The 24,800-nt window shown below is 71.2% G+C and carries 25 protein-coding genes; 14 read left to right on the forward strand and 11 right to left on the reverse strand.

What is annotated here, in order from left to right; genetic code table 11:
• Both R3E98_20125 and crcB read right to left on the reverse strand, forming a co-directional pair.
• Positions 1-319: spondin domain-containing protein (locus tag R3E98_20125; GenBank protein ID MEZ4425712.1), on the reverse strand; the 319-nt coding region annotated here is incomplete at its 3' end.
• Between the two features lie 477 nt (positions 320-796).
• Positions 797-1,225 (reverse strand): fluoride efflux transporter CrcB, encoded by a 429-nt coding sequence (gene crcB / locus R3E98_20130; GenBank protein ID MEZ4425713.1) that lies wholly within the window; start codon positions 1,223-1,225, stop codon positions 797-799.
• Positions 1,226-1,330: 105 nt separating this feature from the next.
• On the opposite strand from crcB, the gene R3E98_20135 reads away from it, so the two are divergent.
• Positions 1,331-1,852, forward strand: a complete 522-nt coding sequence (locus R3E98_20135) for a hypothetical protein (protein ID MEZ4425714.1) — start codon at positions 1,331-1,333, stop codon at positions 1,850-1,852.
• A gap of 18 nt (positions 1,853-1,870) precedes the next feature.
• Here the strand turns inward: R3E98_20135 and R3E98_20140 are convergent, their stop codons facing one another.
• Genes R3E98_20140 through R3E98_20155 form a run of 4 tightly spaced genes read right to left on the reverse strand, consistent with a single transcriptional unit; the run spans position 1,871 to position 5,651 of the window.
• The gene (locus R3E98_20140) at positions 1,871-2,716 is read right to left on the reverse strand and encodes a VOC family protein (protein ID MEZ4425715.1); all 846 of its coding nucleotides are present in this window, start codon (positions 2,714-2,716) and stop codon (positions 1,871-1,873) included.
• A 6-nt stretch (positions 2,717-2,722) separates the two neighbouring features.
• Positions 2,723-3,964 (reverse strand): threonine ammonia-lyase, encoded by a 1,242-nt coding sequence (gene ilvA, locus R3E98_20145; GenBank protein MEZ4425716.1) that lies wholly within the window; start codon positions 3,962-3,964, stop codon positions 2,723-2,725.
• Positions 3,965-3,970: 6 nt separating this feature from the next.
• Positions 3,971-4,378, reverse strand: coding sequence for a hypothetical protein (locus tag R3E98_20150; GenBank protein MEZ4425717.1), 408 nt, complete (start codon positions 4,376-4,378; stop codon positions 3,971-3,973).
• A 37-nt stretch (positions 4,379-4,415) separates the two neighbouring features.
• Positions 4,416-5,651: a DEAD/DEAH box helicase gene (locus tag R3E98_20155; protein MEZ4425718.1), complete on the reverse strand. Its 1,236-nt coding sequence runs from the start codon at positions 5,649-5,651 to the stop codon at positions 4,416-4,418.
• A gap of 119 nt (positions 5,652-5,770) precedes the next feature.
• Between R3E98_20155 and R3E98_20160 the strand changes: the two genes are divergently transcribed.
• Positions 5,771-6,253 (forward strand): low molecular weight protein-tyrosine-phosphatase, encoded by a 483-nt coding sequence (locus R3E98_20160; protein MEZ4425719.1) that lies wholly within the window; start codon positions 5,771-5,773, stop codon positions 6,251-6,253.
• The gene (locus R3E98_20165) at positions 6,250-7,134 is read left to right on the forward strand and encodes a fructosamine kinase family protein (GenBank protein ID MEZ4425720.1); all 885 of its coding nucleotides are present in this window, start codon (positions 6,250-6,252) and stop codon (positions 7,132-7,134) included. Before R3E98_20160 ends, R3E98_20165 begins: the two co-directional genes overlap by 4 nt.
• Positions 7,135-7,144: 10 nt before the next feature.
• Here the strand turns inward: R3E98_20165 and R3E98_20170 are convergent, their stop codons facing one another.
• Positions 7,145-8,350: a pyridoxal phosphate-dependent aminotransferase gene (locus R3E98_20170; protein MEZ4425721.1), complete on the reverse strand. Its 1,206-nt coding sequence runs from the start codon at positions 8,348-8,350 to the stop codon at positions 7,145-7,147.
• Between the two features lie 127 nt (positions 8,351-8,477).
• Here R3E98_20170 and R3E98_20175 point away from each other — a divergent pair, with 127 nt between their 5' ends.
• The 3 genes from R3E98_20175 to R3E98_20185 are packed head-to-tail and all read left to right on the forward strand — an operon-like array spanning position 8,478 to position 10,959.
• Complete coding sequence (locus R3E98_20175; protein ID MEZ4425722.1) at positions 8,478-9,044, forward strand: DsbA family protein; 567 nt, start codon at positions 8,478-8,480, stop codon at positions 9,042-9,044.
• Between the two features lie 8 nt (positions 9,045-9,052).
• Positions 9,053-9,355 carry a hypothetical protein gene (locus R3E98_20180; protein MEZ4425723.1) on the forward strand — a complete coding sequence of 101 codons (303 nt, stop codon included), beginning with the start codon at positions 9,053-9,055 and terminating at the stop codon, positions 9,353-9,355.
• Positions 9,355-10,959 (forward strand): DbpA RNA binding domain-containing protein, encoded by a 1,605-nt coding sequence (locus R3E98_20185; protein ID MEZ4425724.1) that lies wholly within the window; start codon positions 9,355-9,357, stop codon positions 10,957-10,959. The genes R3E98_20180 and R3E98_20185 overlap by 1 nt, the downstream gene beginning before the upstream one ends.
• Positions 10,960-11,053: 94 nt before the next feature.
• Here R3E98_20185 and R3E98_20190 read toward each other — a convergent pair whose 3' ends face one another.
• Positions 11,054-11,335, reverse strand: a complete 282-nt coding sequence (locus R3E98_20190; GenBank protein MEZ4425725.1) for an HU family DNA-binding protein — start codon at positions 11,333-11,335, stop codon at positions 11,054-11,056.
• 275 nt (positions 11,336-11,610) lie between these two features.
• Here R3E98_20190 and R3E98_20195 point away from each other — a divergent pair, with 275 nt between their 5' ends.
• The gene (locus R3E98_20195; protein ID MEZ4425726.1) at positions 11,611-12,630 is read left to right on the forward strand and encodes a potassium channel protein; all 1,020 of its coding nucleotides are present in this window, start codon (positions 11,611-11,613) and stop codon (positions 12,628-12,630) included.
• Between the two features lie 34 nt (positions 12,631-12,664).
• Here R3E98_20195 and R3E98_20200 read toward each other — a convergent pair whose 3' ends face one another.
• Together R3E98_20200 and R3E98_20205 are read right to left on the reverse strand one after the other, a co-directional pair.
• Complete coding sequence (locus R3E98_20200) at positions 12,665-12,847, reverse strand: hypothetical protein (protein MEZ4425727.1); 183 nt, start codon at positions 12,845-12,847, stop codon at positions 12,665-12,667.
• A 151-nt stretch (positions 12,848-12,998) separates the two neighbouring features.
• On the reverse strand, positions 12,999-15,368 hold the full coding sequence (locus R3E98_20205) for a DUF5916 domain-containing protein (GenBank protein MEZ4425728.1): 2,370 nt from the start codon (positions 15,366-15,368) through the stop codon (positions 12,999-13,001).
• A gap of 392 nt (positions 15,369-15,760) precedes the next feature.
• Between R3E98_20205 and R3E98_20210 the strand changes: the two genes are divergently transcribed.
• The 7 genes from R3E98_20210 to R3E98_20240 are packed head-to-tail and all read left to right on the forward strand — an operon-like array spanning position 15,761 to position 22,423.
• Positions 15,761-16,060, forward strand: coding sequence for a PqqD family protein (locus tag R3E98_20210; GenBank protein ID MEZ4425729.1), 300 nt, complete (start codon positions 15,761-15,763; stop codon positions 16,058-16,060).
• Positions 16,032-16,490, forward strand: a complete 459-nt coding sequence (locus R3E98_20215) for a lasso peptide biosynthesis B2 protein (protein MEZ4425730.1) — start codon at positions 16,032-16,034, stop codon at positions 16,488-16,490. Before R3E98_20210 ends, R3E98_20215 begins: the two co-directional genes overlap by 29 nt.
• A complete protein-coding gene (locus tag R3E98_20220) occupies positions 16,487-18,397 on the forward strand; it encodes an asparagine synthase-related protein (GenBank protein ID MEZ4425731.1) in 1,911 nt (636 codons plus the stop codon). The genes R3E98_20215 and R3E98_20220 overlap by 4 nt, the downstream gene beginning before the upstream one ends.
• Entirely contained in the window at positions 18,394-19,359 is a 966-nt protein-coding gene (locus R3E98_20225) for a hypothetical protein (protein ID MEZ4425732.1), read from the forward strand. The genes R3E98_20220 and R3E98_20225 overlap by 4 nt, the downstream gene beginning before the upstream one ends.
• On the forward strand, positions 19,356-20,414 hold the full coding sequence (locus R3E98_20230) for an ABC transporter ATP-binding protein (GenBank protein MEZ4425733.1): 1,059 nt from the start codon (positions 19,356-19,358) through the stop codon (positions 20,412-20,414). The genes R3E98_20225 and R3E98_20230 overlap by 4 nt, the downstream gene beginning before the upstream one ends.
• Complete coding sequence (locus R3E98_20235) at positions 20,407-21,207, forward strand: ABC transporter permease (protein MEZ4425734.1); 801 nt, start codon at positions 20,407-20,409, stop codon at positions 21,205-21,207. Before R3E98_20230 ends, R3E98_20235 begins: the two co-directional genes overlap by 8 nt.
• A 34-nt stretch (positions 21,208-21,241) precedes the next feature.
• The gene (locus R3E98_20240; GenBank protein ID MEZ4425735.1) at positions 21,242-22,423 is read left to right on the forward strand and encodes a nucleotidyltransferase family protein; all 1,182 of its coding nucleotides are present in this window, start codon (positions 21,242-21,244) and stop codon (positions 22,421-22,423) included.
• 54 nt (positions 22,424-22,477) lie between these two features.
• Here the strand turns inward: R3E98_20240 and R3E98_20245 are convergent, their stop codons facing one another.
• Positions 22,478-24,421 (reverse strand): hypothetical protein, encoded by a 1,944-nt coding sequence (locus R3E98_20245; GenBank protein MEZ4425736.1) that lies wholly within the window; start codon positions 24,419-24,421, stop codon positions 22,478-22,480.
• Positions 24,422-24,800: the final 379 nt, after the last annotated feature.

Raw genomic sequence — 24,800 nt, forward strand, 5'->3', positions numbered from 1 at the left:
GCGGGTCGGCGGAGAGCGCCATCACCAGGGGATCGATGTTGCCGTTCTCCGCGATCTGCTGCACACCGCCACTCGCCGGCTGCCCCAGCGCGAAGACGGTGGTGGCCCAGCGATGGGTGGCGGCCACGGGCGGAGTGAAGGCCTGGTTGGCCGTCAGGTTGTGCACGGTCACCTCGTAGACGCGGACGTCGTCGGTCGCGTCCGTGTCGTGGGCGGCGGTCAGCGCCTCCACGTCCTGCACCGGGGCCACGTCGTTGACCCCCTCGGTGCACGCGGCGAGGCCGAGCAGGGTCAGGGTGGCCACAACGGGTCTGCGCATGGGTTCCTCCGGAGTGTGTGGGTGCGAAGCCGTCTGGCCGGAGGTCCAGCAAGGAGCGGAACAGCGCCGCGCAAGGGCGGCGGACCCGTCGCAACTCATGGACGCAGAACAGGTTGGCGTGATCGCCCCGGGCTGGATCCCCCGCGCGCTGCCGTTCCACGGAACGCCCGGGCGCCCCGCCTGAACGCGGAACGGGATCGCCGGATCCGGCACGTCCGGGGTCCTTCCACCGAAGCCGGAACGCTGGGCCCGCGGGAGCGGAAGGTGCGCCAGGCCGGAACGAGAACGGGCCCGGCGACCGAAGTCACCGGACCCGAATGGAGCCCCCCGCGGATCTCACCGCCGCACGTCTTCCCGACCCGTCGCGGGAACTCCGAGCCTCGGTCCCCGACCACTTCTGGAGATCGGACCCATGCCTGTGTACGACATGGGACGCGGGGGAGATTCAAAGGGTTGCTTCGACGGACTGCCGACGGATCAGGAGGGGAGCAGGCGGTATCCCAGGGCAGCCGCAACGAGGCCCAGACCCACCTGGACGAGCACGTTCACAACCGCGCGGCCGGCATGCCCTGCCTGGAACAGCCCCACCGATTCGGCCGCGAATGCGCTGAAGGTGGTGAACCCGCCCAGCAGCCCCACCAGCACGAAGAGGCGGACGGTCGGATCGGGAGAGGGCTGCAGCTCCACCCACCGCCCGGCGACCCCGATCGCGAAGCATCCGAGCAGGTTGACCGAGAGGGTGCCGAGCGGGAAGACGCCCACCGGGACCACCCGCTGCGCCAGGACGCCCGCGAGGTAGCGGACCACCGAGCCGACGAACCCGCCGACCCCCACGAGCAGCAGGTGCGACAGCGCGACGCCGTTCATCGGGTCTCCGGACAGGCGTTCGCCGCGGAGATCCGGCATCCGCCGGATTCCGGATGATCCCAACGGTGCGCGTCGTCTGCCGGATGGGCGCCCATCGCGCATGCCTCCATCGTTCCGATGTCCCGAAACGCGGAGGATAACCCGATGATTCCCGATCCGCTCCATCCGGCGATCGTGCACTTCCCCGTGGTCCTGGCCGTGGCGCTTCCCGCCGTCGCGGTCGGGGTTCTGCTGTTCCTGCGCCGACGTGGCCCATCCCGAGGGGCGTGGGCGCTCGTGGCGGGTCTCGCCCTCCTCACGGCCGGGGTCTCCTGGCTGGCCCTGGAAACGGGCGAGGAGCAGGAGGAGGTCGTCGAAGAGGTGGTGGCCCGCCAACCGCTGCACGCACACGAGGAGGCCGCGGAGGTGTTCCTGGGCGCCACCGTGCTGGCTGCTGCGCTGTCGTTGGCCGGCCTGCTCGGGGGGACGCTGGGCGGCGCCGCGCGCGGGGCCACCGTGGTGGCGGCCCTGGCGGTGCTGGTGGCGGGATATCGCGTGGGCCACAGCGGTGGGGAGCTGGTCTACCGCTACGGCGCGGCCCAGGCCTACGTGGACGGCGCTGCGACCCGGGTCGACGCCCGGACGGCCGACCGCGTGGAGCGGGAGGACGACGACGACCGACGCTGAGGGTGCGGGCTCGGGAGCTCAGGCTGCGGGGGAAGCGACCACCCGGAGCCGGGCTCCCGAGGGCTCCCGGACGCGGAGATCGTCGTCGGTCGTGGCCGGTTCCACGCCCAGCGCGTCGAATCGACGCGCGAGGGCGTCGAGGTCCGCGCGCCGGACTTCCAGCGTGAAGCCGGCCAGACCGGCCGCGCCCGCCCGGGGGGCGGGAAAGCCCAGCGACGACCAGGTGTTCAACCCGATGTGATGGTGGTAGCCCCCAGCGGCCAGGAAGCTCGCCCGCGCGCCCCACAGCTGCATCCGCTCCAGGCCCACACCCTCGCGGTAGAAGCGGTCCGCCTCGCCCAGGTCCCCCACGCGCAGGTGGATGTGGCCGACGCGCGTGTCCGGGTCGGGCCCGGTCGTGCGGCCTTCCTCCAGGAGCGCGCGCACGTCCAACGGCTCCGTCACCATGGCCAGCTGGTCGCCCTCCCGCGGCCATTCCCGGGAGGGTCGGTCCCGGTAGATCTCGATCCCGTTGCCTTCGGGATCGCTCAGGTAGAGCGCCTCGCTCACACCGTGATCCGCGACGCCCTCGAGCGTCATCCCACCGCCGTGCAACCGCAGCAGCGCGTCGGCCAGCGCCTGGCGCGACGGCACCAGGAACGCGGTATGGAAGAGGCCCGTGGTGGCCGGTGAGCGCGGCAGGAGCGCGCGTTCGATCACGAGCAGCGGCGTGCCGAAGCCCAGCGTGACGCGCACGGCGGAGGAGTCCAGCACGTCGAGGCCGAGCAGCTCGCGATAGTACGTCGACAGCGTCGGGACGTCCTCGGCGGCCAGCGTCACGTCGGCGATGCGCAGGTCGGGAAGATCGGATGGACCGTGGACCATGCGCGGCTAGACGTACTCTTCGACGACGTGGCCGTCGTGCTCGAGGCCCTGCACGATCTCCGCGACGTGATCGCGACCCCGGGTCTCGAGATGCATCACGATCTCCACGTCACCCACGGAGATGTCGGCAAAGGCGCGTCGGTGTCCGATCTCCACGACGTTCGCGCCGAGCTCCGCGACCCTCCGGGTCAGCCGCGCCAGCGAGCCGGGTCGGTCGCGCACCTTGACCATGAGTCGCGCAAGACGGCCGTCCCCCACGAGCCCGCGCTCGATGATGCGCGAAAGCTTGCTCACGTCGATGTTGCCGCCACACAGGACGGGCACCACCACGTCGTCGGCCTCCACCGGGATGCGCCCGGCCAGCAGCGCTGCCATCGGCGCGGCCCCCGCGCCCTCCACCAGCGTCTTTTCGCGCTCGAGCAACACCATGATGGCCGAGGCGATCTCCTCCTCCCCCACCGTGACGATGTCGTCCACGAAGCGTTCGATGATGGGGAAGGTCAGATCCCCGACCCGCTTGACCGCGATCCCGTCCGCGAGCGTCTCGGACGTTTCGATGTCGACGATGCGCCCCTCTTCACGGGAGCGTAGGGCCGTGGGTGCCGCGTCCGCCTCCACACCCACGATGCGCACGTCGGGCTTGAGGGCCTTCAGCGCCAGGGCCGTCCCCGAGATCACGCCGCCTCCACCGATCGGGACGACGACCATGGTCACGTCGGGAACCTGGTCCGCGATCTCCAGCCCGATGGTGCCCTGACCGGCGATCACGTGTGGATCGTCGTAGGCATGGACCATGACCATGCCCTCCGCTTCCTGCAGGCGCTTGGCCTCGGCGATCGCGTCCGAGAAGCGCGCACCCTTGAGCACCACCCGCGCCCCGAAATTGCGCGTACGGGTCACCTTGATGAACGGCGCCGTCTCCGGCATGACCACCGTGGAGGGGATCCCGAGCCGGGTGGCGTGCAGCGCCACCGCCTGCGCGTGGTTGCCGGCGGAGGCCGCCACCACGCCCCGCTGGCGCTCCTCGGCGGTGAGCAGGGAGAGCCGGTTGAGGGCGCCCCGCTCCTTGAACGCCCCCATCCGGTGCATGTTCTCGAACTTGAACCAGAGCTGACAGGGCAGCTCGTCCACGAACGCCAGCGAGCGGGCGCATGGCGTCCGGACGATCCTGCCTTCCAGGCGCTCCGCGGCGGCGCGGATGTCGCTCAGGGTGGGCGTGGCTTCGGGCAGCGACGGCAACGCGGACATGGAGGATCAGCGCAGCCGATAGCGTCCGACCCGCAGGGGCGGATCGACCCGCCAGGCGAAGCGCAGGCGGTTCTCGCCGTCGACCAGGACGTTCTGCTTGTCGTCGCGGGTCTTGGGATAGTCCTGACCCTGTTCGCTCTCGATGACCAGCACGTGTCCCGCCGGCAGCGCCGCGTTCAACGCCTGGAGTTGACGCTCCAGGTCCGCGAGGACGGCACGCTCGACCTCGTCCTGGACGTCCCCTTCGGCGCGCGCCTCGAGCTCGAAGCGTTCGTCCAGCACATACCGATCCTCGAACTCCTCGGCGGCGATGGACGTCTCATGGTTGCGGCGGAAGCCGATCTCGGTCATGGCCCGCGCGTCGAAGTTCACGTCGACGCTCTGGAGATTCACGCCGTATCTACGGAGGATCATGCGCTCCTGCGCGGTTGGGGTCCGGTGCGGATCTCGGTCACTCGAACTTCAGGAGCTTGGCCAGCTCCTCCGGGCTCAGCGCCTCGGCGGCCTTGGAACCGGAGCGTCCGCCGCGCGTGCGTCGCGGGCCGGTGGGGACTCCACCGACCTCACCGCCGTAGTCGAACTCCGGCAGGCTGACGCGCTCGATGGGCCGGGAGAGCCGGTACTCGATGGACTTCAGGTGGCCCAGGTCCGTGGCCGTCACGAACGTGATGGCGGTCCCGACGGCACCGGCTCGTCCGGTGCGTCCGATCCGGTGCACGTAGTCCTCCGGATCGAGCGGGATGTCGTAGTTGACCACGTGGGAGATCCCTTCGACATCCAGTCCCCGCTGCGCGATGTCCGTGGCCACCAGCACGCGCACCTCTCCCTCCGCGAAGCGATCGAGGGCCCGGGTCCGCATCTTCATGCGCAGATCGGAGTGCATCACGTCCGTCTTCACACCCTCGCGCTCGAGATACACCTTGAGCGCATCGGCACCCACCTTGGTCCGGGTGAAGACCAGGACCTGCTCCCAACCCGGCTCTTTCAGCAGCTTGAACAGGAGCTCCGGCTTCTTGGCGGGTTTGACGAGGTAGCACAGCTCCTCGATGCCCTCGGCGGTCGTACCGGCGGGAGTCACCTCGACCCAGGTCGGCTCGTTCATGATGCGCAACGCGAGCGCGTGCACGCCGTTGGGCATGGTGGCCGAGAACAACAGGGTCTGGCGCTTGCGCGGAACCCGCTTGAGGACCTCGTCGATCTGGGGACGGAAGCCCATGTCGAGCATCCGGTCCGCCTCGTCGAGGATGAGCACGCCCACGTTGCTCAGGTCCACGTTCTTGCGCTCGAGGTGGTCGATCAGGCGCCCCGGGGTGGCGACGATCACGTCCACGCCCGAACGAAGCGCATCGAGCTGCGGCCCGAAGGGCATGCCCCCCACGATCACCGCCGCCCGGATCCTGGACCCGCGCGCGAAGGACGTCGTGTCCTCCTCCACCTGCTGGGCCAGCTCGCGGGTGGGGCAGAGCACGAGGGCCTGGACCGTCCCGTTGGGCTCCAGCCGTTCCAGCGTGGGCAGCATGAACGCGCCGGTCTTGCCCGTCCCCGTCTGCGCGATGCCGACGATGTCGCGGCCCTCGATGGCGATGGGGATGGCCTTCTGCTGGATGGGCGAAGGCGTCTTCCAGCCCAGCGCCTCGACGGCGGCCAGGCTGGCAGCGGAAAGACCCAAGCTCTCGAAGTCGCTCATGACACCGGGGCTGGAAGGAAGGAACGGCCCGGAGGACGGGCGCGCTCAGGTGCTAATGTATAGGCAGGGGCGCCCGGGCGTAGGGTGGCGCCCGTTCCCTGTCCCGGAGGACCTCGCTCGTGGCGCGACCGACCTCGGTGCTGTTCGTCTGCCTCGGCAACATCTGTCGCTCGCCGCTGGCGGAAGGAGTCTTCCGTCACCTGGTGGCCGAACGCGGGCTGGCGGAGGAGTTCGACATCGACTCGGCCGGCACCGGAGGCTGGCACGTGGGGGAGCCCGCCGACCCGCGGTCGCAGCAGGTGGCGGAGGCGCACGGCATCGAGCTCACCTGCCGGGCCCGGCGCCTGGACGCCGACGACCTCGAGCGCTTCGAGTGGATCCTCGCCATGGACCGCGAGAACCTCGGCGCCATCCGGCGCCTCGCCGCGGAGGCGGACGCGGCGGGGGCCCGCCTGCATCTGCTCCGGGAGTTCGATCCCGAGGCCGGCACGGACCTGGAGGTGCCGGACCCGTACTACGGCGGCGAGGACGGCTTCGAGACCGTCTACGCCATGGTGCACCGGGCCTGCGTGGGGCTCCTCGACGAGCTGCAGGCGTCGTGACCGCCCTCCCGAGGACGCTGCTGGACGCCCTGGAGGCGCGCCTCGGGTTCACGGTGGCCGATCATCGCCCCATCGGTGGGGGGTGCATCAACGACGCCCACGTCCTCGTGGCCCCCGGTGGCGAGGAGGTCTTCCTCAAGTGGAACGCCCACCTTCCTCCCGACGCCTTCGCGACCGAGGCGGACGGCCTCCACGCGCTCCGCGCCCGGGCCCGTGGTGTCCGGGTGCCCGCGCCTCTGGGCTGGTCGGAGCCGGACGCGGGCGGCCCGGGCTGGCTGGCGCTGGAGCACGTCGCGGCCGGTCGGCCCGGCCCGCGCTTCGCCGACCTCCTGGCCGAGGGTCTGGCGTCCCTGCACGCCCCGACCGGGGAACCGAGCGGGTGGACACAGGACAACTGGATCGGCGCGCTCCCCCAGGCGAACACGCCCGCGCCCTGGCCCCGGTTCTGGAGGGAGCGCCGCCTCGCCGCCCAGCTCGCGCGCGCGGGCGCGCAGGGTCGGCTCGATCCGGAGCGCGCCCCCTGGCCCCGGGTGCTGGACCGGGTGGAGGTCCTGCTGGAGGAGGCTCCCGAGCCGGGGCTGCTGCACGGCGACCTGTGGTCCGGGAACGTGTACGCGGACGGGGAGGGCGTGCCGGTGCTGGTGGACCCGGCCTGCTACCGGGGGGACGGCGCGGTCGACCTCGCCATGGCGGCCCTCTTCGGGGGCTTCCCCGCCCCCCTGTTCGAGCGCTACGCGGCGTGTACGGGACGCGCCCCGGCCTCTCCCGCGCTGGAGGCGGCCTACCAGCTCTACCCGCTGCTGGTGCACGTCAACCTGTTCGGGGGCAGCTACGTGCGGGCGGCCCTGCGGACCGCCGGTCGCGTGCTGGACGAGGGTTGAGCCCCCCGGGTCAGCGCACCGCGGCCAGGGCCGGCCCGAGCACACGCGCCATCCGGTCGATGGCCTCCTCCAGCACGGCGTCCGAGGTCGCGTAGCTCATGCGCGCGTAGTTCGGATCCCCGAACGCTTCGCCGGGCACGAGGGCCACGCCGACCTCCTCCAGCACCGCCGTGCACACGTCGGACGCGCTGGTGAAGCGGTCCCCGAACACGCCGTCTACGCGGAAGTACAGATAGAACGCCCCTTCCGGACGCACATAGGGGATGGCCGGCAACCGTTCGGCCATGCGCGCCACGACGAGGTCGCGACGCCGCCGGAAGGCGACGCCCATGTCGGCCACGGCGGCGTTCATGCGCGGCGGGTCGCTGTAGGCGGCCAGCGCCGCGTACTGGCTCGGCGAGGCGGCGTTGGACGTCGTGTGGCTCTGGAACGCGGTGATCTGGCGGGCCACGTCCACGTCCGAGAGCGAATAGCCGATCCGCCACCCCGTCATGGCCACGGCCTTGGAGGCGCCGTTGAAGATCACGTGCGGACCGAGCGTCCCCGCGTCGAGCGCCAGCAGGCCGGGCGCGCGGTCGGCCTCGCCGAAGTAGATGCGCTGGTAGATCTCGTCGGCCAGCAAGACGACGTCGTGGGCGCGCGCCCAGTCCGCCACGGCCGCCAGCTCATCCAGCGTGTAGACGGCACCGCTGGGGTTGGAAGGCGAGCTGAACAGAAGGCCCCGGGTGGCCGGCGTGCGCACCCGCTCCAGGTCCTCCGGGGTGAGCTTCAGATCGCGGGCCTCGCTCCCGCGCACCGGCACGGGGGTGGCGCGCGCGAGCGTCACCATCTCGGGATAGCTGGTCCAGTAGGGCTCGGCCACCAGGACCTCGTCTCCGGGACCGAACAGCGTGAAGCAGGCGTTGAACAGCGGCTGTTTGGCGCCGGCGCCCACGACCACCCCCTCCGCATCCAGGGACCGGCCGGCCTCCGCCGAATGGTACGCCGCGATGGCCCGCCTCAGCTCGGGGATCCCGGCCGCCGGGGTGTAGCGGGTGTGGCCGTCCCGGATGGCCTGGACGCCCGCCTCCGCGATCCAGTCCGGCGTGTCGAAATCCGGCTCCCCGGCGCTCAGGTCGATGATGTCGCGGCCCTCGGCCTTCAGCCGCTTGGCGAGCGTGCTGACGGCGATGGTGGCCGACGGACGGAGCTGGGCGATGTTGCTGCTGAAGCGCACGAGGACCCTCTGGGTTCGGATGGTTCTTCCGGGGGGCTCCCGGGCCGGAGTATGGGGGAGAGGGGGCCTTCGCCGCCATCCCGCCTACGGGCCCGGAGCCCGAGCCGACCCGCTATCTTCCAGAACCGTGCCCCGACCCATCCGCCTCTACTTCGACTACGTCGACCCCCTCGCCTGGCCCGCCGAACGGCTGGCGCGCGAGGTGGAGGGGCGGGGCCTGTCCGTGGAACGCGCCCCCCTCGAGCTCCGGCCTCCACCCGCCCCTCCGCTGGACCCGGCGGATCCGGCGCTCGTGGCGCGGCGCGAGGAGGCGGCGGCGCGCAACCCAGGCGACGCGGGACCCGAACCGGCCCGGGTCCCCTGGACCCGCAAGGCGCACGAGCTGGGGATGCTGGCCCGGGAGAAGGGCGCGTTCCCCAGGGTTCACACCGCCTTGCTGACCGCCCATCTTTCTCGGGCTCTGGACATCGGGCGTGTGGACGTCCTGGTCCAGATCGCCACGGAGGAGGGGCTCGACGCCACGGAGTCCAAGGCGGTCCTGGACGTGGACCGCCACACCGAGGCCGTCGAACGGATCCGCGAGCACGCGTTCGAGCTGGGCGTGCGGGGCGTGCCCACCTTCGTGGTCGGGACGCGGATCTTCGAAGGTCTGCCCGATCCGGATGCGCTCGAACGCGCCGCCACCGAGGAGTGAGGAGACGCATGGCAGGGTATCAGAGGAAGACGGCGCTCGCGCCGAGCGAGGTGCTGGCCCGCGCCGAGGAGGTCCTGCCGGACCTGCTCGGGCTCAACCGCACCAAGAGCTCGGCCCACGGAGCCACCTACACGGGTGCGGAAGGAACCGTGTCGCTGAACGCCCACGGCCACGGCTACTACACCGAGGTCGTCGCGTCCACCGATCGTCTGCGCACCTCGCGGATGGACTACGAGATCCAGCGCTTCCTGAACCGACTGCCCTACGAGCCCGGCGATACGGGCGGCCCCGGCTCCGGCGCGCCCAGCTGATGGACGCCTTCGAGACGTTGGGGCTCGCCGCCGAGCTGGTGGAGGCGCTGGCCGGTGAGGGCTTCGAGGCCCCCACACCCATCCAGGCGAGCGCCATCCCGGTCCTGCGCCGGGGAGGAAGCGTCGTCCTGGAGGCGGGCCCGGGTGCGGGTACGCTGCTGACCTACGGAGCGGCGTTGCTGGACCGGGTGGAGGGTGGGGAGCGCCAGAGCGTGCTCGTGGCCTGCCCCACCGACGAGGATGCCGACGCGCTGGCCCGCTCCCTGGCGCGGTTCGCCGAGGTCCGCGGCTCCAGTGTCGCCGCGCTGGGCGGGCACTGGTCCACACCCACCTCGGCTTCCGTCCTCTTCGGCAGCGTCGACCGGCTCGTCGACCTGCTGCGGCTGTCCGAGCTCGAGCTGGAGAACGTCCAGGCCCTGGTGGTGGAGCGCTGCGACGTCGTGGTCGATCGCGGCGCCCTCGCGGGCGTCACGCTGCTCGCCGAAGCCCTGCCGGGTGTGCAGAAGGTCTTCCTCGGGCTCCCCGTCCCGGAAGAGGTCGAGGCGCTGGCGCGCCGCACCTCGGACAAGCCCGTCCACATCCCGCCGCGCTCGGTCGAGGAGACGCAGGAGCGCACGGCGCCGCGCGGATCGCTGCAATACCGGATCGTGGCCGGCCGACGCATCGAGCACCTGCTCCAGATCGTGCACGAGCGGGTGGAGCGGGCCGGCCGGGAGCACGTGGCGGTCCACTTCCGGACGGAGGACCAGGCCGCCGACGTGGGGGACGAGATCGCCGTGCACGGCTTCCCGGTGGGAGCCGTGGGCGACGTCGACGCCGTGGTCTGGTTGTGCCCGCCCGGCAGCCCCCCGGTCGAGCGCCGGGAGGATCCGCTGACGGTCGTGGGCTTCGAGCCGCCCGTCTCGACGGCCGAGCTGGTGGCCGCCCACGCGGAGCATCCCGACTCGATCGTGCTGATCGAGGCGCGCGAGCTCCCGCACCTGCGGGCGCTCGCGACGCGCAGCGGCTACGAGCTGCGGGCCCTCCCCACGCGACCCTCGGAGCGCCGCCAGCGCGATCTGCTGACCCTCGAGCAGCGCCTGGGCGCGCGGCTGGCGCAGCCCGGGCTTGCCCCCTACGTGCTCCTCGCCGAGCGCCTGGGGCGGAGCCACGACCCGGTGGAGGTCGCGGCGGCGGCGCTGGCCCTGGCCCTGGAGGCCCCCGCCGCACCGGTCGCTCCGTTGGACGGCGCTCCGGTGGCTGCCGCAGCGCCCGCCCAGGTGAGCTGGGCCAAGCTGTTCCTGTCCATCGGAGAGCGGGACGGCGTGGGTCCTGGCGATCTCCTGGGTGCGGTCACGGGCGAGACCGGGATCTCGGGCTCACAGGTGGGCAAGATCGACATCCACGACTCCTACACGCTCCTGGAGATCCAGACGGCGCAGGCGGAGAAGGTCGTCCGCGCCCTCAACGGCACGACGATCCGTGGACGCAGCGTACGCGTGGACTTCGACCGGGGACAGAAGAAGTCCAAGCCGCGCGGCGGTCCGCCGCGCAGCGGCGGCCGGGGGCGCGGACCCGCCCGCGGGCCCGGGGGACGCACGCCGCGCCCCGGTCCCGACACCTGACCGCGCCTTCGGGCGCGGGGGCACACCACACGAAGAAGGGCCGCGACGCCGAGCGTCGCGGCCCTTCGTGCAGCCCGAGGGAACGGGGAGACGCTTAGTTGATCGCGTCCTTCAGACCCTTGCCGGCGCGGAAGGCCGGGCTCTTGGAGGCCGTGATCTTGATGGTCTCGCCGGTGCGCGGATTGCGCCCCGTGCGCGCCTTGCGGGCGCGCGACTCGAACGTGCCGAACCCCGTGATCTGGACCTTCTTGTCTTCACGGAGGGCCTTCGAAATGATGCCGTCCGTGCCGAACACCGCGTCGATCGCGCGACCGGCATCCGCCTTGGTCATCCCGGTGCGATCCGCGAGCTCGTCCACGAGGTCGGACTTGTTCATCGGGTTACTCCTCTGAGGTGTGAATGTGGGAGCGCGGGCCTGCGGCTGCTTGGGCTTGTGCGCCGACCACGACGAGAGGGGGTCGGACTCGACCCGGACGACCCACTGTAGAACCCTCAGAAAACCAATAGTTTCCTGGCTTCCTCCCGTTCGCTGCTCCAAGGGTAAGGAGGCCCCCGGAGGCCGTCAAGAGAGCGGTTGGCGGGGGTCTGGACCGCTCGGTAGCTTCCCGGCGCACCCGACCTTTCGACAGAAGTCGCCTCCAGGAGACCCCGTTGCTCCGCCTGTTCCTGCAGCGAACCCTCATCACGGTGCTCTACGGAGTGCTGCTGCTGGTCCTGGGCACGCTGGGGTACGTCATCCTGGAAGGAGCGTCCCCGAACGACGCGCTGTGGATGACGGTGATCACCGTCACCGCGGTCGGCTACGACGAGGTCGTCGAGCTCTCCGCCGCGGGCCGCATCTTCAGCACCATCCTGCTGGTGCTGGGCATCACCGGGATGGGGTTGTGGTTCGCGCTGCTCACCTCCTCCATCGTCGAGCTCGACCTCCAGGAAACCCTGAAGAAGAGGCGCATGTCCAAGACGCTCGCATCCCTCTCGGACCACATCGTGGTGGCGGGGGCCGGTCGGACCGGCCGCCGGGTCATCACGGAGCTCCTCGCCGGACGCCATCCGTTCGTCGTGATCGACCGCAATGCGGATCACCTGCGCATCCTGCGCGAAGACCATCCGGAGCTGCTGGCGGTCGAGGGGGACGCGACCCAGGACCACACGCTGGAGGCGGCGGGGATCCGGCGCGCCCGGGGACTGATCGCCAGCTTGAGCGCGGATACCGACAACGTCTACGTCTGTCTGTCGGCTCGAGCCCTGAACAGTGACCTGCAGATCGTGGCGCGGGCCTACGAGGACGAGAGCGCGGAGAAGCTGTTGCGGGCCGGCGCCGACCACGTCGTCAGCCCCAATGTGAGCGGCGCGCTCCAGATGGCGGGCTTCATGCTGCGGCCCTCCGTGGTGTCCTTCCTCGACGTGGTGATGCGCTCCCCGGACACATTCCTGCGGATGGAACAGGCCACCATCGCCAGCGCGTCACCCCTCGCCGGGCAGACCCTGGTGGAAGCGCGGATCCGGCAGGAGACGGGCTTGATGGTCATCGCCATCCGCAAAGCCGGCGCGGACGGTCACGGCTACATCTTCAACCCGGCCGCGGAGACCCGCCTGGAGGCGGGAGACGAGATCATCGTGCTGGGCACGCCGGAGCAGGTGGAGGGACTGCGCGCGTACGCGCGCACCTGATCGGTCGGGACGTCGTCAGTAGCTCGGGACGTCGTCAGTAGCTGTCCGTGCGCTTGCGGCCGCGGAGCAGGTTGATGACGAACCAGACCACGGCCAGGATGACCGCCCACTTGATGACCAGCCCCACCAGGCCGAACAGCAGCGCCAACAGCGGGAGCAGGAACTTGAGACCGAGCAGGCCCGCGAGGCCCGCCACCACACCGCCCAGGAATCTCATCGTCGTCGCCTCGTGACACGATGCGGGGTGATCGGCACGCTACCGTCCTCCGCGCATCCGGAACCAGACAGCCGTACGGGGGCCGGTCGGCCGCGGTTTCAGCCGCCGCGAGGACTCCAGGGTTCGGCGTGGGACGCCGCCGTCCGATGGATCAGAAGCGGAAGCGATAGGAGATCTTCATGAAGATCCCGTCGGCACGCGGGCGGAGGTCGCGCACACCAGGCACGACCTCGTCATCGTAGGATCGGGAGTACCCCAGGAAGAAGACCGTTCCCGGCGAAGGCTCGTAGGAGAGGAGGCTCTCCAGGTAGAGCCCGTCCCCCGTCCCTCCCGTCAGCGCGTCGCAGCCGTCGTCGTCACAGAACTCGAGCCCGCGGCCGCTGGCGTCCAGTACGTCCCGCACGGACGCGTGGCTCCGCTCGGCGATCCCGCGCACGAACAGCGCCTTGGTGAGCTGGTACTGTGCGCGCAGGCGCTGGACGGTCGCGGTGGAATAGCGCTCGCCGCTGCTGCGGCGGTAGAGCGCGCTGTAGCGGTAGTTGAGCTCGATGGAGAGGGAGGGGCTGGGATAGATCGAGAGGTTGCTGTCGCTCGACCAGGATGTGGCCGGCTCGACCGGGATGCCCCGCGCGAAGATGGGCGTCTCCTGCCAGGTGCCGCCGATCCGACCGCGCACGAGCTGCCAGCGACCGACGAACAGGTTGAGCCGGAACTGATCGAGCCCGGAGAACGTCGAGCCGGAGGGCAGGTAGGGGAGCCGGTCCTCGGGGCGGATCCCGGTGACGACCCGGAACCCCTCGTAGCGGTCGGCGGGCGGCTGGAAGCCGTTGCGCTGGTAGTTGGCGAAGATGCTCGTGTTGCCGAGGAACGAGAGGCTGGCACCGAGCTCCACCTCGTTCTCCTCCCAACCGCCTCCCTCCCAGAAGGTGTCGTGGTCCCAGACGCCGTTGACCTGCAGGGAGGGCCCGAACCGCTCGATGGTGGCTCCGGGTTGCCCGTACCAGTTCCAGGCCACGCGCCCACGGACCTCGGTCACACCGACGCGGCGGATGAAGCCCGAGGCGGCGACGAAGTCCGCGTCCGCATCCTCGATGGAGGCGTTGTAGGAGAATTCGCGGCCGCTCCGCTCCAGCCGAGCACCCCACAGCAGCCCGCCTTCCGCGGAGGGGTCGTCCTCACGCTGCGTGCGGCTGGCCGCACCGAGCATCGTCAGGGTATAGCGACCGCCGATGATGAAGCGTCCGTCGACGGCGGCCAATCGGTTGAAGATATCCCCGGACTCCGTGCGATCGGTCAGGAGAGCCCCCACGCTCGAGCTGCCGCCGACGTCCTGCCGCGCGCGCACGAGATGCACGCGGGCGTAGTCGTTGGACTCGCTCGCCGTGACCTCGTCGTAGGCGCCCAGGTAGCCCACGGCCAGGTTCCCGATCTTCCCCGTCACCTTCGCGCCCCCGATCGGATCGACGATCGAACGCGTGTAGACGAGCTGACGCGGCATCTGGAAGATATCCGTGCCTTCCAGGAAGAAGGGCCGGCGCTCGGGAAAGAACAGCGCGAAGCGTTCGTTGACGGCGATCTGCCCGGCGTCGGCCTCCACCTGGCTGAAGTCGGGATTGTAGGTCGCGTCGAGCGTCAGGTTCGACGTGAGCCCGTACGTCGCGTTCAACCCGAACTCCCCGCTCGGATCTGTCCGGCTGAAGGCGCCCAGCGAGTCGGCCTCGCCCAGGCGCGAGCCGGTCACCACCGGGTTCATCTCGAGGAAGAGCCCGGGATCGAGGCCTCGCAGGTTGGCCAGCTCCCCGGACTGGGTGAGCTGGTTCGTCTGGTTCTGGGAGATGGGGGCCCAGGACTCCTCGTACCCGAAGCGCTCGATCCGACGCATCACCTGCAGTCCCCAGCTCTGCACGTCGGCCGCCGGGAAGCGCAGGCTCTTGTACGGGATCCGCAGCTCCACCTGCCAGCCCCATTCCTCCACCCGGCCTTCGGAGGACCAGATGAAGTTGGGGTTGTAGTCCACGGGGGGCCCGAAGCCCCCGCCCCGACCTCCACCGCCGCCTTCGGTCCACACCCCGTCCTGTTGGACCCCCAACGGATTGACGACGAACACGTAGGCGCGCCGCCGGTCGTTGAAGGTGTCCAGTGTGAGCCGGATGTGGTCGTCCCGGCGAACGACGTTGTCCCGGGGGGCGATCGAGGCACGGATGCCGGCGGGATCGTCGTCCCAGGCGCGCACCGCGAGGTACAGCGCGTCGTCCGAGACCAGGACCAGCGCCTCGGTGCGCTGTGTGGCCGGGATGCCCTCCACGGGATCGTACTGGGTGAAGCCCGTGAGCAGGGCGGCGCCCGCCCATTCCTCCTCGCCGATGCGCCCGTCCAGCGAGATCGTGGGCGCTTCGACGTAGGGGGCGTCCACGCGCAACTCCCCCTCGGTACCGCGGTAGAGGGACACGGAATCGTGCGGGAGAGGTGTGACGAGCGGAGCGAGCGCCAGCACGGCGGTCTGGATCATCGCGGCGGTCATGCTCTCCTGTGCGCGTGCGGGCGCTCCCCGGCGGGCGCACCACTACCAAGGCGGCAACTGCGAAGGCGGCAACCAAGACATGGCGGCTACACCCGACGACGTGGAAAGTGCACATTCCGGACCCGGCGACCGGGAGGCCACCCCACCCTGCCCGCGGTGTGGCGCGGCGCTGGACGAACGCCGCATCCATGCAGCACCGCAGGTCGCCTATGTGCGCCGGCGCGTCTGGCGGATCTGCCCGTCCTGCGGGTGGTCCGCGGTCGCGGAGCGGCCCGCCGCCGACGGCGGCGAGGCTCCCCCCACCGGCGGGGCTTCGTGAGCACCCCAGGGCACGGGAGTTGCAGCCGCGCGACACCCGTGGCTACTCTCGAATCCGGAGGCGCGACCCGCCCATGACCGTCCGTCCCCATCCTTCCGTGATCTTCAAGGCCGTCTCGGACGGAGCCGTGCTGCTCCACACCGAGAGCGAGGTCTATTTCGGCCTCAACCACGTCGGCGCGCGCGTCTGGGAGATGATCCCGGGTGCGGGCACCCGGCGGGACGACCTGGTGCAGCGTCTGGCGGAGGCCTATCCCGACGTGGGCGTCGAGACCCTGGAGCAGGACGTGGGCGAGCTCCTCGGCCAGCTCGCCGAGAACGGCCTGATCCTCGTGGGCGATCCGGATGGGGCACCCAGCCCGACTGCCGCGTAAGCTCTTCCGGTTCCTGCGCGTCTCCTCCCGGGAGCGTCGCGACCTCCTGGCGGCGCTCGGAGCGCTGCTGTGGGCCCGGCGCGCCATGCGCGACCGCGCCACCGGCGACCTCGTGGCCTTGCACGAGGGACAGGACGCGACGGCACCGGTGGACCTCCCCCGCGCGCGGGCGCTCGCCCGGGCGGTGGTGCGGGTGGCGGCCTACCTGCCGTTCGATGCCAGCTGCCTCATCCGGTCCCTGGCCATCCAGCGCCTGTTCGCCCGTGAGGGCATGCCACCCGGGCAGATCCGGATCGGCGTCCGCATCGACGAGGTCGAGGGCTTCCAGGCCCACGCCTGGGTGGAGGTCGAAGGCCGCGTGGTGGGAGACGTGCCGCAGCACGTGTCCACGTTCACGCCGGTCACCGACATGACCGCGATCCGCTTTTGAGCGGCATCCTGGCGTGGGCCGGTCCGGCGCTCGAGCCGGACCGGTTCCGGCGGGCGCTCGAGCGGCTCACCGCGCGGGGTGCGGACCGGCGGGAGGACGTGGACGCCGGCGGCGCGTGGCTGGGGGCGACCCGACCCGATTGGCAGGCGGCGGCCGATCTCGCCGGTCCCACCTTGATCGACCGGATCGGGGACGTGCGCGTGGTGGCCGATGCGACCCTCTACTACACGGACGACCTTCGTACGGCCCTCGGGGACGCACCCGCCGGCCCCCGGGCCGAGAGCGCGGGCACGCTGGTGGCCCGGGCCTGGACGCGCTGGGGCGTGGCGGGGACCGGGCGGCTGGAGGGGGACTTCGCCTTCGCGCTCTGGGACGGGTCGACCCGCACCCTGGTGGCCGCCCGGGACTTCGCCGGCTTCCGGCCGCTCTTCTGGGCCCCCATCGGCCCGGGCGTCGCGGTCGCCTCCAGCGCCGGCGCCCTGCGCGCGCTGGGCGCGGACGACTCGCTGGACCTCGCCGTGCTCGCGGCGGTCTCGGCCGGGCTGCATCGGGCCGCCGGGCCCGAGACGGTGTTCCGCGGGATCCGCATGGTCCCGGCGGGACACACGCTGGTCTGGCGCGATGGAGAGGTGCGGGTCGAGCCGCACTGGTCGCCCCCGCGGTGGGAGCGGGGAGCCACGCTGCCCTTCGACGAGGCGGCGGCGCACCTGCGCGGTCTGATCGCGCGCGCCGCCGAGGAGCGGCTGGCCGCGGCCGGACCGACCTCCTTCCCGCTCAGCGGCGGGTGGGACTCCACGGTCCTCTACGCCATCGCAGCCGACGCGCTGGGCCGCCGACCCGGGAGCCCGCAGCCGCGTCCGGTGTCGATCTCCTATCCGGAGGGGGACCCGGGCCGCGAGGACGAGATCATCCTGCGGACCCTGGCGCACCGGGATGCGAGCACCCGCTGGATCGACGTCGACTCGGTCGCCCTCTTCGACGACCTGGAGACCCGGATCGCGGGTCAGGATCTCCCCTTCGTCCACTTCTACGAGCACTGGAACCGCGCGCTGGCCCGTGCCGCCCGCGCGGACGGCGCCCGCGTGCAATTCAGTGGCTACGGGGGGGATCAGCTCTTCCAGGTCTCGAACGTGTACGTGAGCGAGCTCGTCCGGCGAGGCCGGCTCCTGGAGGCGTGGCGCGAGTGGCAGCGGAAGGGAGAGCGCTCCCGCAAGGAGTTCGTGCGCATGGGCGTGCTGCCCCTGCTTCCGGGCTGGGCACACGACGCCCTGACACGGGTCCGGGCCGGCCGTCCCCTCCACCGATACCTCGAGCGGTGGATCCCCCGCTGGATCGATCCCGGCTTCGCGCGGGCCCAGGATCTGAGGGGACGCGAGGAGGAGCGCCTTCCATCGGCGTATCCGGGCACCCCGGCGGAGCAGGAGTGGCGCTGGTTCGTGCTCGACCCCTTCTTTCCGCTGGTGGCGAGCCGCGTCGCGGATTTCGCCCTGGACGAGGGCGTGGAGGCCCGGGCGCCGCTCTACGATCGCAGGATCGTGGAGTTCAGCGCCACGCGGCCCTGGACCGACCTCTCCCTGGGGGCGGAGACCAAACGGCTGTTGCGCGCATCCGCCAGGGGGCTGGTGCCCGACGACGTCCTGGCCCCCCGGGCGCACCGGACCGGCACCACGGGCGCGTACGCGGAACGTCAGGTGCGGGCTGCATTTCCAGCGCTCGTCCCGCGACTGTTCGAGGGCCCGCTGCTTCTGGCGGACCTGGGCATCATCCGTGCGGACAGCCTCCGCGCGGTCTGCCGACCCTTCCTGGACGGACGGGGTTTCCCCAACACGATGGAAGTCATGGCCCTCTTCTACACACTCCAGACGGAGCTCTGGCTCCGGGCCCAGGCCGGCGAGGCGTCCGCGTGACCCCGCCCGCCCGGCTCGTCTTCGGAGGTGTGCTCCAGAGCGACCTGGACTTCCCGGAGCTGCCCCCGGCACCGGCCGGCGCGGCGCCGCACTGGGTGCTCACCACCCGCACCGACACGCCGCCCGAGCGCGTCGGCGCCCGCACGCTGGGGGCCGACGAGGTGGACCAGGGCGTCCAGGTGAGCCTGCTGGGGGACGAGCACGGCTTCCGGCTGTCGTACTCCGACACCGGGACCTTCGATATCGCGGAGCGGGGATCCCGGATCACCTGGTACCCGGGACCGGAGGCCAAGCCCGAGACGGCACGGGTCGATATCCTGGGCCGCGTGCTGGCCGTGGCCCTCCACGCCCGCGGCGACCTGACCCTGCACGCCAGCGCCGTCGCCTTCGGCCGCGGCGCCATCGGGTTCATCGCGCCCAAGCACCACGGCAAGTCCACCACCGCCCTGGCGCTGGTCCGCTCGGGCGCGCGCCTCGTCACGGACGACACGCTCGGCGTCACGATGGACGAGGATCCACTCGCCATCCCCGGCGTGCACGCCGTCCGCCTCTGGAACGACTCGGCCGAGCTGGTGGGACCGGCGGACGCGGCGGTGGACGGCTCCGGCCCCGGGGGCAAGCTGCTCCTGAGCGATCTGCCGTCCGACTGCCTGATGATCGAGACCACGCCGCTGCGGGCCCTCTACCTGCTGGCTCCGGTGCAGGCCGGCGAGGGCGTCCCCGCCGTGGAGCGGGTTGCGCTCCAGTCCTTCGACGCCACCCTGGCCCTCCTGACCCAGACCAAGATCGGTGCCCTCCTCGGCGGCGCCGAGGCCGGCACGGTCCTGGACCGCGTGGCGCGGATCGCCGACAAGGTGCCCGTCTACCGGCTGCACGTGGCGCGCGACTTCGCCCGTCTCGACGAGCTCGTGGACACCCTGCGCGCGTGGCACGCCGACCTGGTCGCGGCCCCGGCGTCATGAGCGACGCGGCCGTGGCACCCCGATCGCGTCCGCGCACCTCCGCGGAGCCCGGCGCATCCGCCGAGCCGATGGTGTCCGTGCAGGGCCTGACCAAGGTCTTCCCGGTCCGCCGCACGATGGCCGAGGCGCTGCGCCAGCCCTTCCACCGCGATCGCGTCACCGTCGTGTCGGACGTCGAGCTCCGCATCGCTGCAGGCGAGTTCTTCGGCCTGCTGGGGCCCAACGGCGCGGGCAAGAGCACGCTGTTCAAGATGCTGGCCACGCTCATCCTGCCCGACGCCGGGACCGCCTCCGTGGCGGGGTTCTCCATCACGGAGCAGCCGGCGGACGTGCGCCGCGTCCTCACGCCGGTCATCCCGGACGAGCGCAGCCTCTACTGGCGGCTCAGCGCCCGCGAGAACGTGCGGCTCTTCGCCACGCTGCACGGCCTGCGCGGCCCCGAAGCCGCGCGTCGTTGCACGGCCGTCCTCGAGAGCGTGGGGCTCGCCGACACCGGCGAGAAGATGGTGGGCCAGTTCTCCTCCGGCATGAAGCAGCGGCTGCTGATCGCGCGGGCGCTCCTGGCCGAGCCGCGCGTGCTGTTGCTCGACGAGCCGACCCGCAGCCTGGACCCCCTCTCCGCGCGTGACTTCCGCCGTTTCCTGCGGGAGGAGTTGTCGGAGCGCCAGGGGGTCACGGTGTTGCTGGCCACACACAACGCCGAAGAAGCCCTGGACCTGTGCGACCGCCTGGCCGTGCTCGACCGTGGGCGCCTGCTCGCGACCGGCACGGTGGCCGAGCTGCGGGCCCGCGCCGGCGACGACCGCTTCGAGCTGAGGGTGCGTGGGCCGGTGCCCGAAGGGCTCGACGGCGCGCACGACGTGGAGCGGCTGGGACAGGACGGCGAAGGCTGGACGCGCATCCGGCTCCGGCTGCGCGATGGGGACGACGGAGCCGCCCGTCTCCTTGCGGATTTGGTGCGTAGTGGCGTAGAGGTGTCTCGCTTCGAGCCCATGGCGCTTACACTGGCCGACCTGCTGGAACGCATCGTCCGCGGAGGCGCACAAGATGCGTGAGTTCTTCGCCCTGGTACGGGCCGGCGGGATGACCGCCGCGAGCTACCGCCTGCGGCTCCTGTTGTCGATCGGTGGATTGCTTCTGTCGGCGGTGCCGTTGTACTTCGTCACGCAGGCGCTGCAGAACACCATGGCCGAGACCATCCAGGTCGAGGCCGAGCAATACTTCGCCTTCGTGCTCGTGGGCACGATCGCCCTGTCCTTCGTCGCCACGGCCGTCACCACGCTGCCCAACCAGGTCGGCTCGGGCATCACCACGGGCATCCTGGAGGCGCTGCTCAGCACGCGCGCGCCCCTACCGGCGCTCCTGGCGGGTCTGTCGGGCTTCGAGGTGCTGTGGACCGGCATCCGCAACGTCTTCCTGTTGTTGGTGGGCGCGGCCCTGGGCGCGCAGGTGGCCTGGGGGCAGATCGTTCCCGCCACGTTGATCGTCGCGCTGCTCGTCCTCTCCATGCTGCCGTTCGGGATCCTCGCAGCGGCCTCCATGCTGGCCTTCCGCACGTCGGGACCGCTGCCGCAGATCGTCCTGTTCGCCTCGGCGGCCCTGGGAGGTGTGTACTACCCGACCACCGTCATCCCGTCGTGGATCGAGTCCGTGGCGGACTTCGTGCCGCTGAGCTACGCCCTGCGGGCGCTGCGGCGGGTCCTGCTGCGGGGCGAGTCCCTGTGGGCGGTCCGCGACGACCTGGCGATCCTGATGGTGGCCACGGCTCTGCTGCTCGCCGTCAGCGGAGCCGCCTTCGCCGTCGCCTTCCGCTACTCCAAGCGGGCCGGAACGCTCACCCAATACTGATCGCACGCGCACCGAACCCGAGAGTCGAACCCCCTTGGACTCGCCCTTGGACCTCCTGACGCCCGAGCTGCGGGCGCTCCTCGCGAGCGCGCGCAGCGTCGACCGGAACGCCGCGCTGCAGGGCGCGCTGGCGCAACCGATCGACTGGGATCGACTCGTCGCCTACGCGGATCGCGAGCGGGCCACACCGACGCTCTGGCAAGCCATCTCCGCGCTGGAGGATTATGAGCCCCCCGCGGAGGCCGGGGTGCTGCAGAACGTGGCGATGATCACCGAGTTCAGGATGTTCCACCTGGAGCAGTACCTGAAGAAGTCCCTGGCGCACCTCGATTCACTGGGCATCGAGACGCTGTTGCTCAAGGGGGCGGGCCTGGGCCTCACGCACTACAGCTCGTATGCCGATCGGCCCATGGTGGACCTCGACATCCTGGTGAAGCCCACGGATGCGCGCCGGGCCTGGGAGGCGATGCGCACACAGGGGTGGACGTGGGAGGGCAGCGAGTCGCTGGAAGCGGTGTACGACCATACGCACCACCACCTCCCGCCGCTCGTCGAGCCCGCGGGGACGGCCACCGCGCTCGAGGTCCACACCGGTCTGCACCCGCGCAGCGCGCCCATCCTGATGCCGGCGGAGCGCGTCTGGGAGCGGGCGCGCGTCATCCAGGTGGGCGCGGTCGCCACCCGGGTCCCCTGCCCGGTGGACCAGGTGATCCATCTCTGCACCCACTTCGCGTGGTCGCACATGATGGTGTCGGCGGGCTGGAGGACGTTCCGCGACCTGGACCGGGTGCTGCGTCAGGATCCGCTGCCGGTGGACGAAATGGTGGACGAGGCCGCCCGGGCGCGCGCCACCAGCTGCTGCTACTGGACGCTCCGCCTGGCGCGCGACCTCGTGGGCGTGCCGGTGGCGGACGACCTCCTGGCGGCACTCCGGCCGCCGGGCCTACGGGGTGTGGAGCGGATGCTGGAGCGCGCCTACACGCTGTCGATGATGCCCGACCCCGAGCTCGTCTGCCCGTCCGTGTCCGCTCGGCGGTTGGCCTGGACGGTCGGCATCCGTCCACGCTGGAGCGGTCACGGCCGCGTCCGGCCCTGGGAGTTCTCGGATCTGTTCGCGGTCACCGCAGTCGAGCCCGCGAGCCCATCCCGGTTGCTGCATCAGTGGAAGGCGCTGCCCCACTGGCGGCGGTTCCTGGGCCGCGTGCTGGCGAGCTGAGCGGACCCGACGTCTGCGGCACACCGCACTGGCGTGGCGGAGGCAGGGATCCTGCTAGCGACGCTCCCCGGACCCCGCCACCCGAGGGGGCATGCGTGGCTCCAGGAAGGCCGGCGGCAGGTTGGAGAAGCCGACGTCGTCCAGGGCCACCGTCCCGGCCTCCGTTCGATCGAACACGAAGCGGACCTCGGCGATGCGGATCAGGTCCAGATCGGGCGCCACGGCCCGGAAATCGGCGAGCGGGATGGAGAAGCTCTGCAGCACGAGTTCCCACATCCGGGGAAAGCGCTCCCGCTCCTGATCGCGGCGTCGCATCACGTGGGTCTCGAGCGGACGACGCAGCGGTCCGTATGTGCTGAGCGCCACCCGGGCGCGCACACCCGCTTCGTCCACCACTTCAACGGACAGATCGATCGGCTCCTCGTCCGCCTCTCCGTCCTCGGGGCGCGCCGCCTCGCGCTCGCGGTCCTCCGCGCGCGCCGCCCCTTCCGGCGGGCTCCGGGGGGCGGGATCATCGGGAGACGGCCCCAGCCGGAAGTCGAGGGTGGTGCGCTCCGTGAAGTCGAGCGCGCGTCGGGCTTCAGGCGTCAACCGCACGGTGTACGCCGACGGACGCCCGAGCGCCTCGGCTTCGCCACGCACGTGGCGGTTCCAGCCGAGCCACACGACCTGGTTCTCCTGCGACGCGGACGTGTTGGCGCGATTGCGGGAGCGCAGCTCCAGGTCGCCTTCGTTCCAGGTCTGCAGGGAATCGCCTTCGAGGCGCACTCCGGCCGCCGTTCCCGTGGTCACGTCGATGTCCTCCTCGAACGTGGCCAAGGGACGGAAGGAGCTGTGCTCGAACGACGTGAAGTACATCGTGGGCGGCAGCCACTCTCCGGCTACGCGGTGATCGCGGAACAGCGGCAGATAGCGGTCGTCGTCGTGGAGCGTGGCCTCCAGGAAGGCCGACACGTAGACCTCGGCGAAGCGCATCTGCTGCTCGGTGGGCAGCAGACCGCGTAGGTCGAGGATCCGCGCGCTGCGCGGGCCGTTGTCGCGCGGACCCCAGACCGAGTTCCACTGGCCGTGGTTGGCGCGGTAGACGTAGACGGCGGACTTGAAGTGATCCGTCCCTGGCGTGAACTCGACCCGGGAGTACTGCCGCAGGCCGTGGAAGCTCGTCACGTCCCCATCGTGCGAGCCGTGGAAGACGAGGTAGTCCACGTCTCGCACGGGGACCTTCCGCCCCGTCGGGAGATACTGCCCGTCCACGGGTGCGATCGCCACGACCGCCCGGATGTCGAAGCCGAAGTCGAACTCCAGCGAAGCATCGTCCGGATAGTGGGTCAGGCGGTTGAAGGCGGCGGCGTGACCGACCGCCTCACCCCCCCGGGAGTGGCCCATGATGCCGATGCGGCTCATGTCCACCTGTCCCCGGACGGGACTGCCCGCGCGCTCGTTGAAGTCGCGCCAGGCCTGCAGGTGCTTCAGGAGCAGCCAGCCGCGCCCGTCGTTCTCGTCGCGGATGCCGCCGTTGATGAAGTTCATGTCCACGGAGGCCAGGATGAAGCCACGGCTGGCCAGGAGCTCGCCCAGGTAGTCGTAGCCCGGATCCGAGAAGTCCTTCATGTCGTGGTTGCCGTGGACCACCAGCACCAGGGGGAAGGGTCCCGCCCCTTCCGGGGCCCAGACCCGCCCGTTGATGGGGAAGGAATCCGGCGAGAAGCCCCAGTACGCGTTGCGCTCCTCCGCCTGGTCGCCGAGGCGGACCAGCGTGGAGGCGTCCACCGTCTCCGTACGCAGCGTGACCGAGTCGCGGTATTCGGCCCGCCGCAGGTCCGTCCCGCTGCCGTAGTAGAAGGTCCGCACGCCGTGCGATCCGGGCCGGCCCGGATCGGGGGCCGACAGGAGCTGCTGGCCCAGGACCGCGGGCGCGTCCGAGGGTTCGAGCTCGAGGGAAGCGCGGCATCCGGCCAGGGCCACCCCGGCCGCGAACATCGTCAGGATTCGTCTCATGGGCGCAATCTCGCGTCCCGTCGGTACGGCAGGCAAACGAGCCCGTCCGGGCGGGTCGCTCTGTCGCGCGCATTCCACAATCCGGGGTCGCGACTCCACGGAACCCTCCCGCCCCCGGAGGGGCTGTTGCACCGTAAGTACCTCACACGCAATGATTTGCACCGTGGTGCCAGACCGGCATGGCGGTTGCCCTTCCCTGCCCTCGACCGCCTTCCCGCCGGTGCGGCCGCCTGCGTGGGGAGACCGGTCGCTCATACCCTGGAGGAACGATGTACCAGAAGCCGGTTGTGGAGCGCTTCGGCAGCTTCCGCGACCTCACCCTCTCGGGGGGTACGGTCTGGGGGAGTGACGGATTCAGCATGTTCTCTGCTGGTTCGAC

The organism is Gemmatimonadota bacterium, from assembly GCA_041390125.1.
Taxonomy (GTDB): domain Bacteria; phylum Gemmatimonadota; class Gemmatimonadetes; order Longimicrobiales; family Gaopeijiaceae; genus JAGQIF01.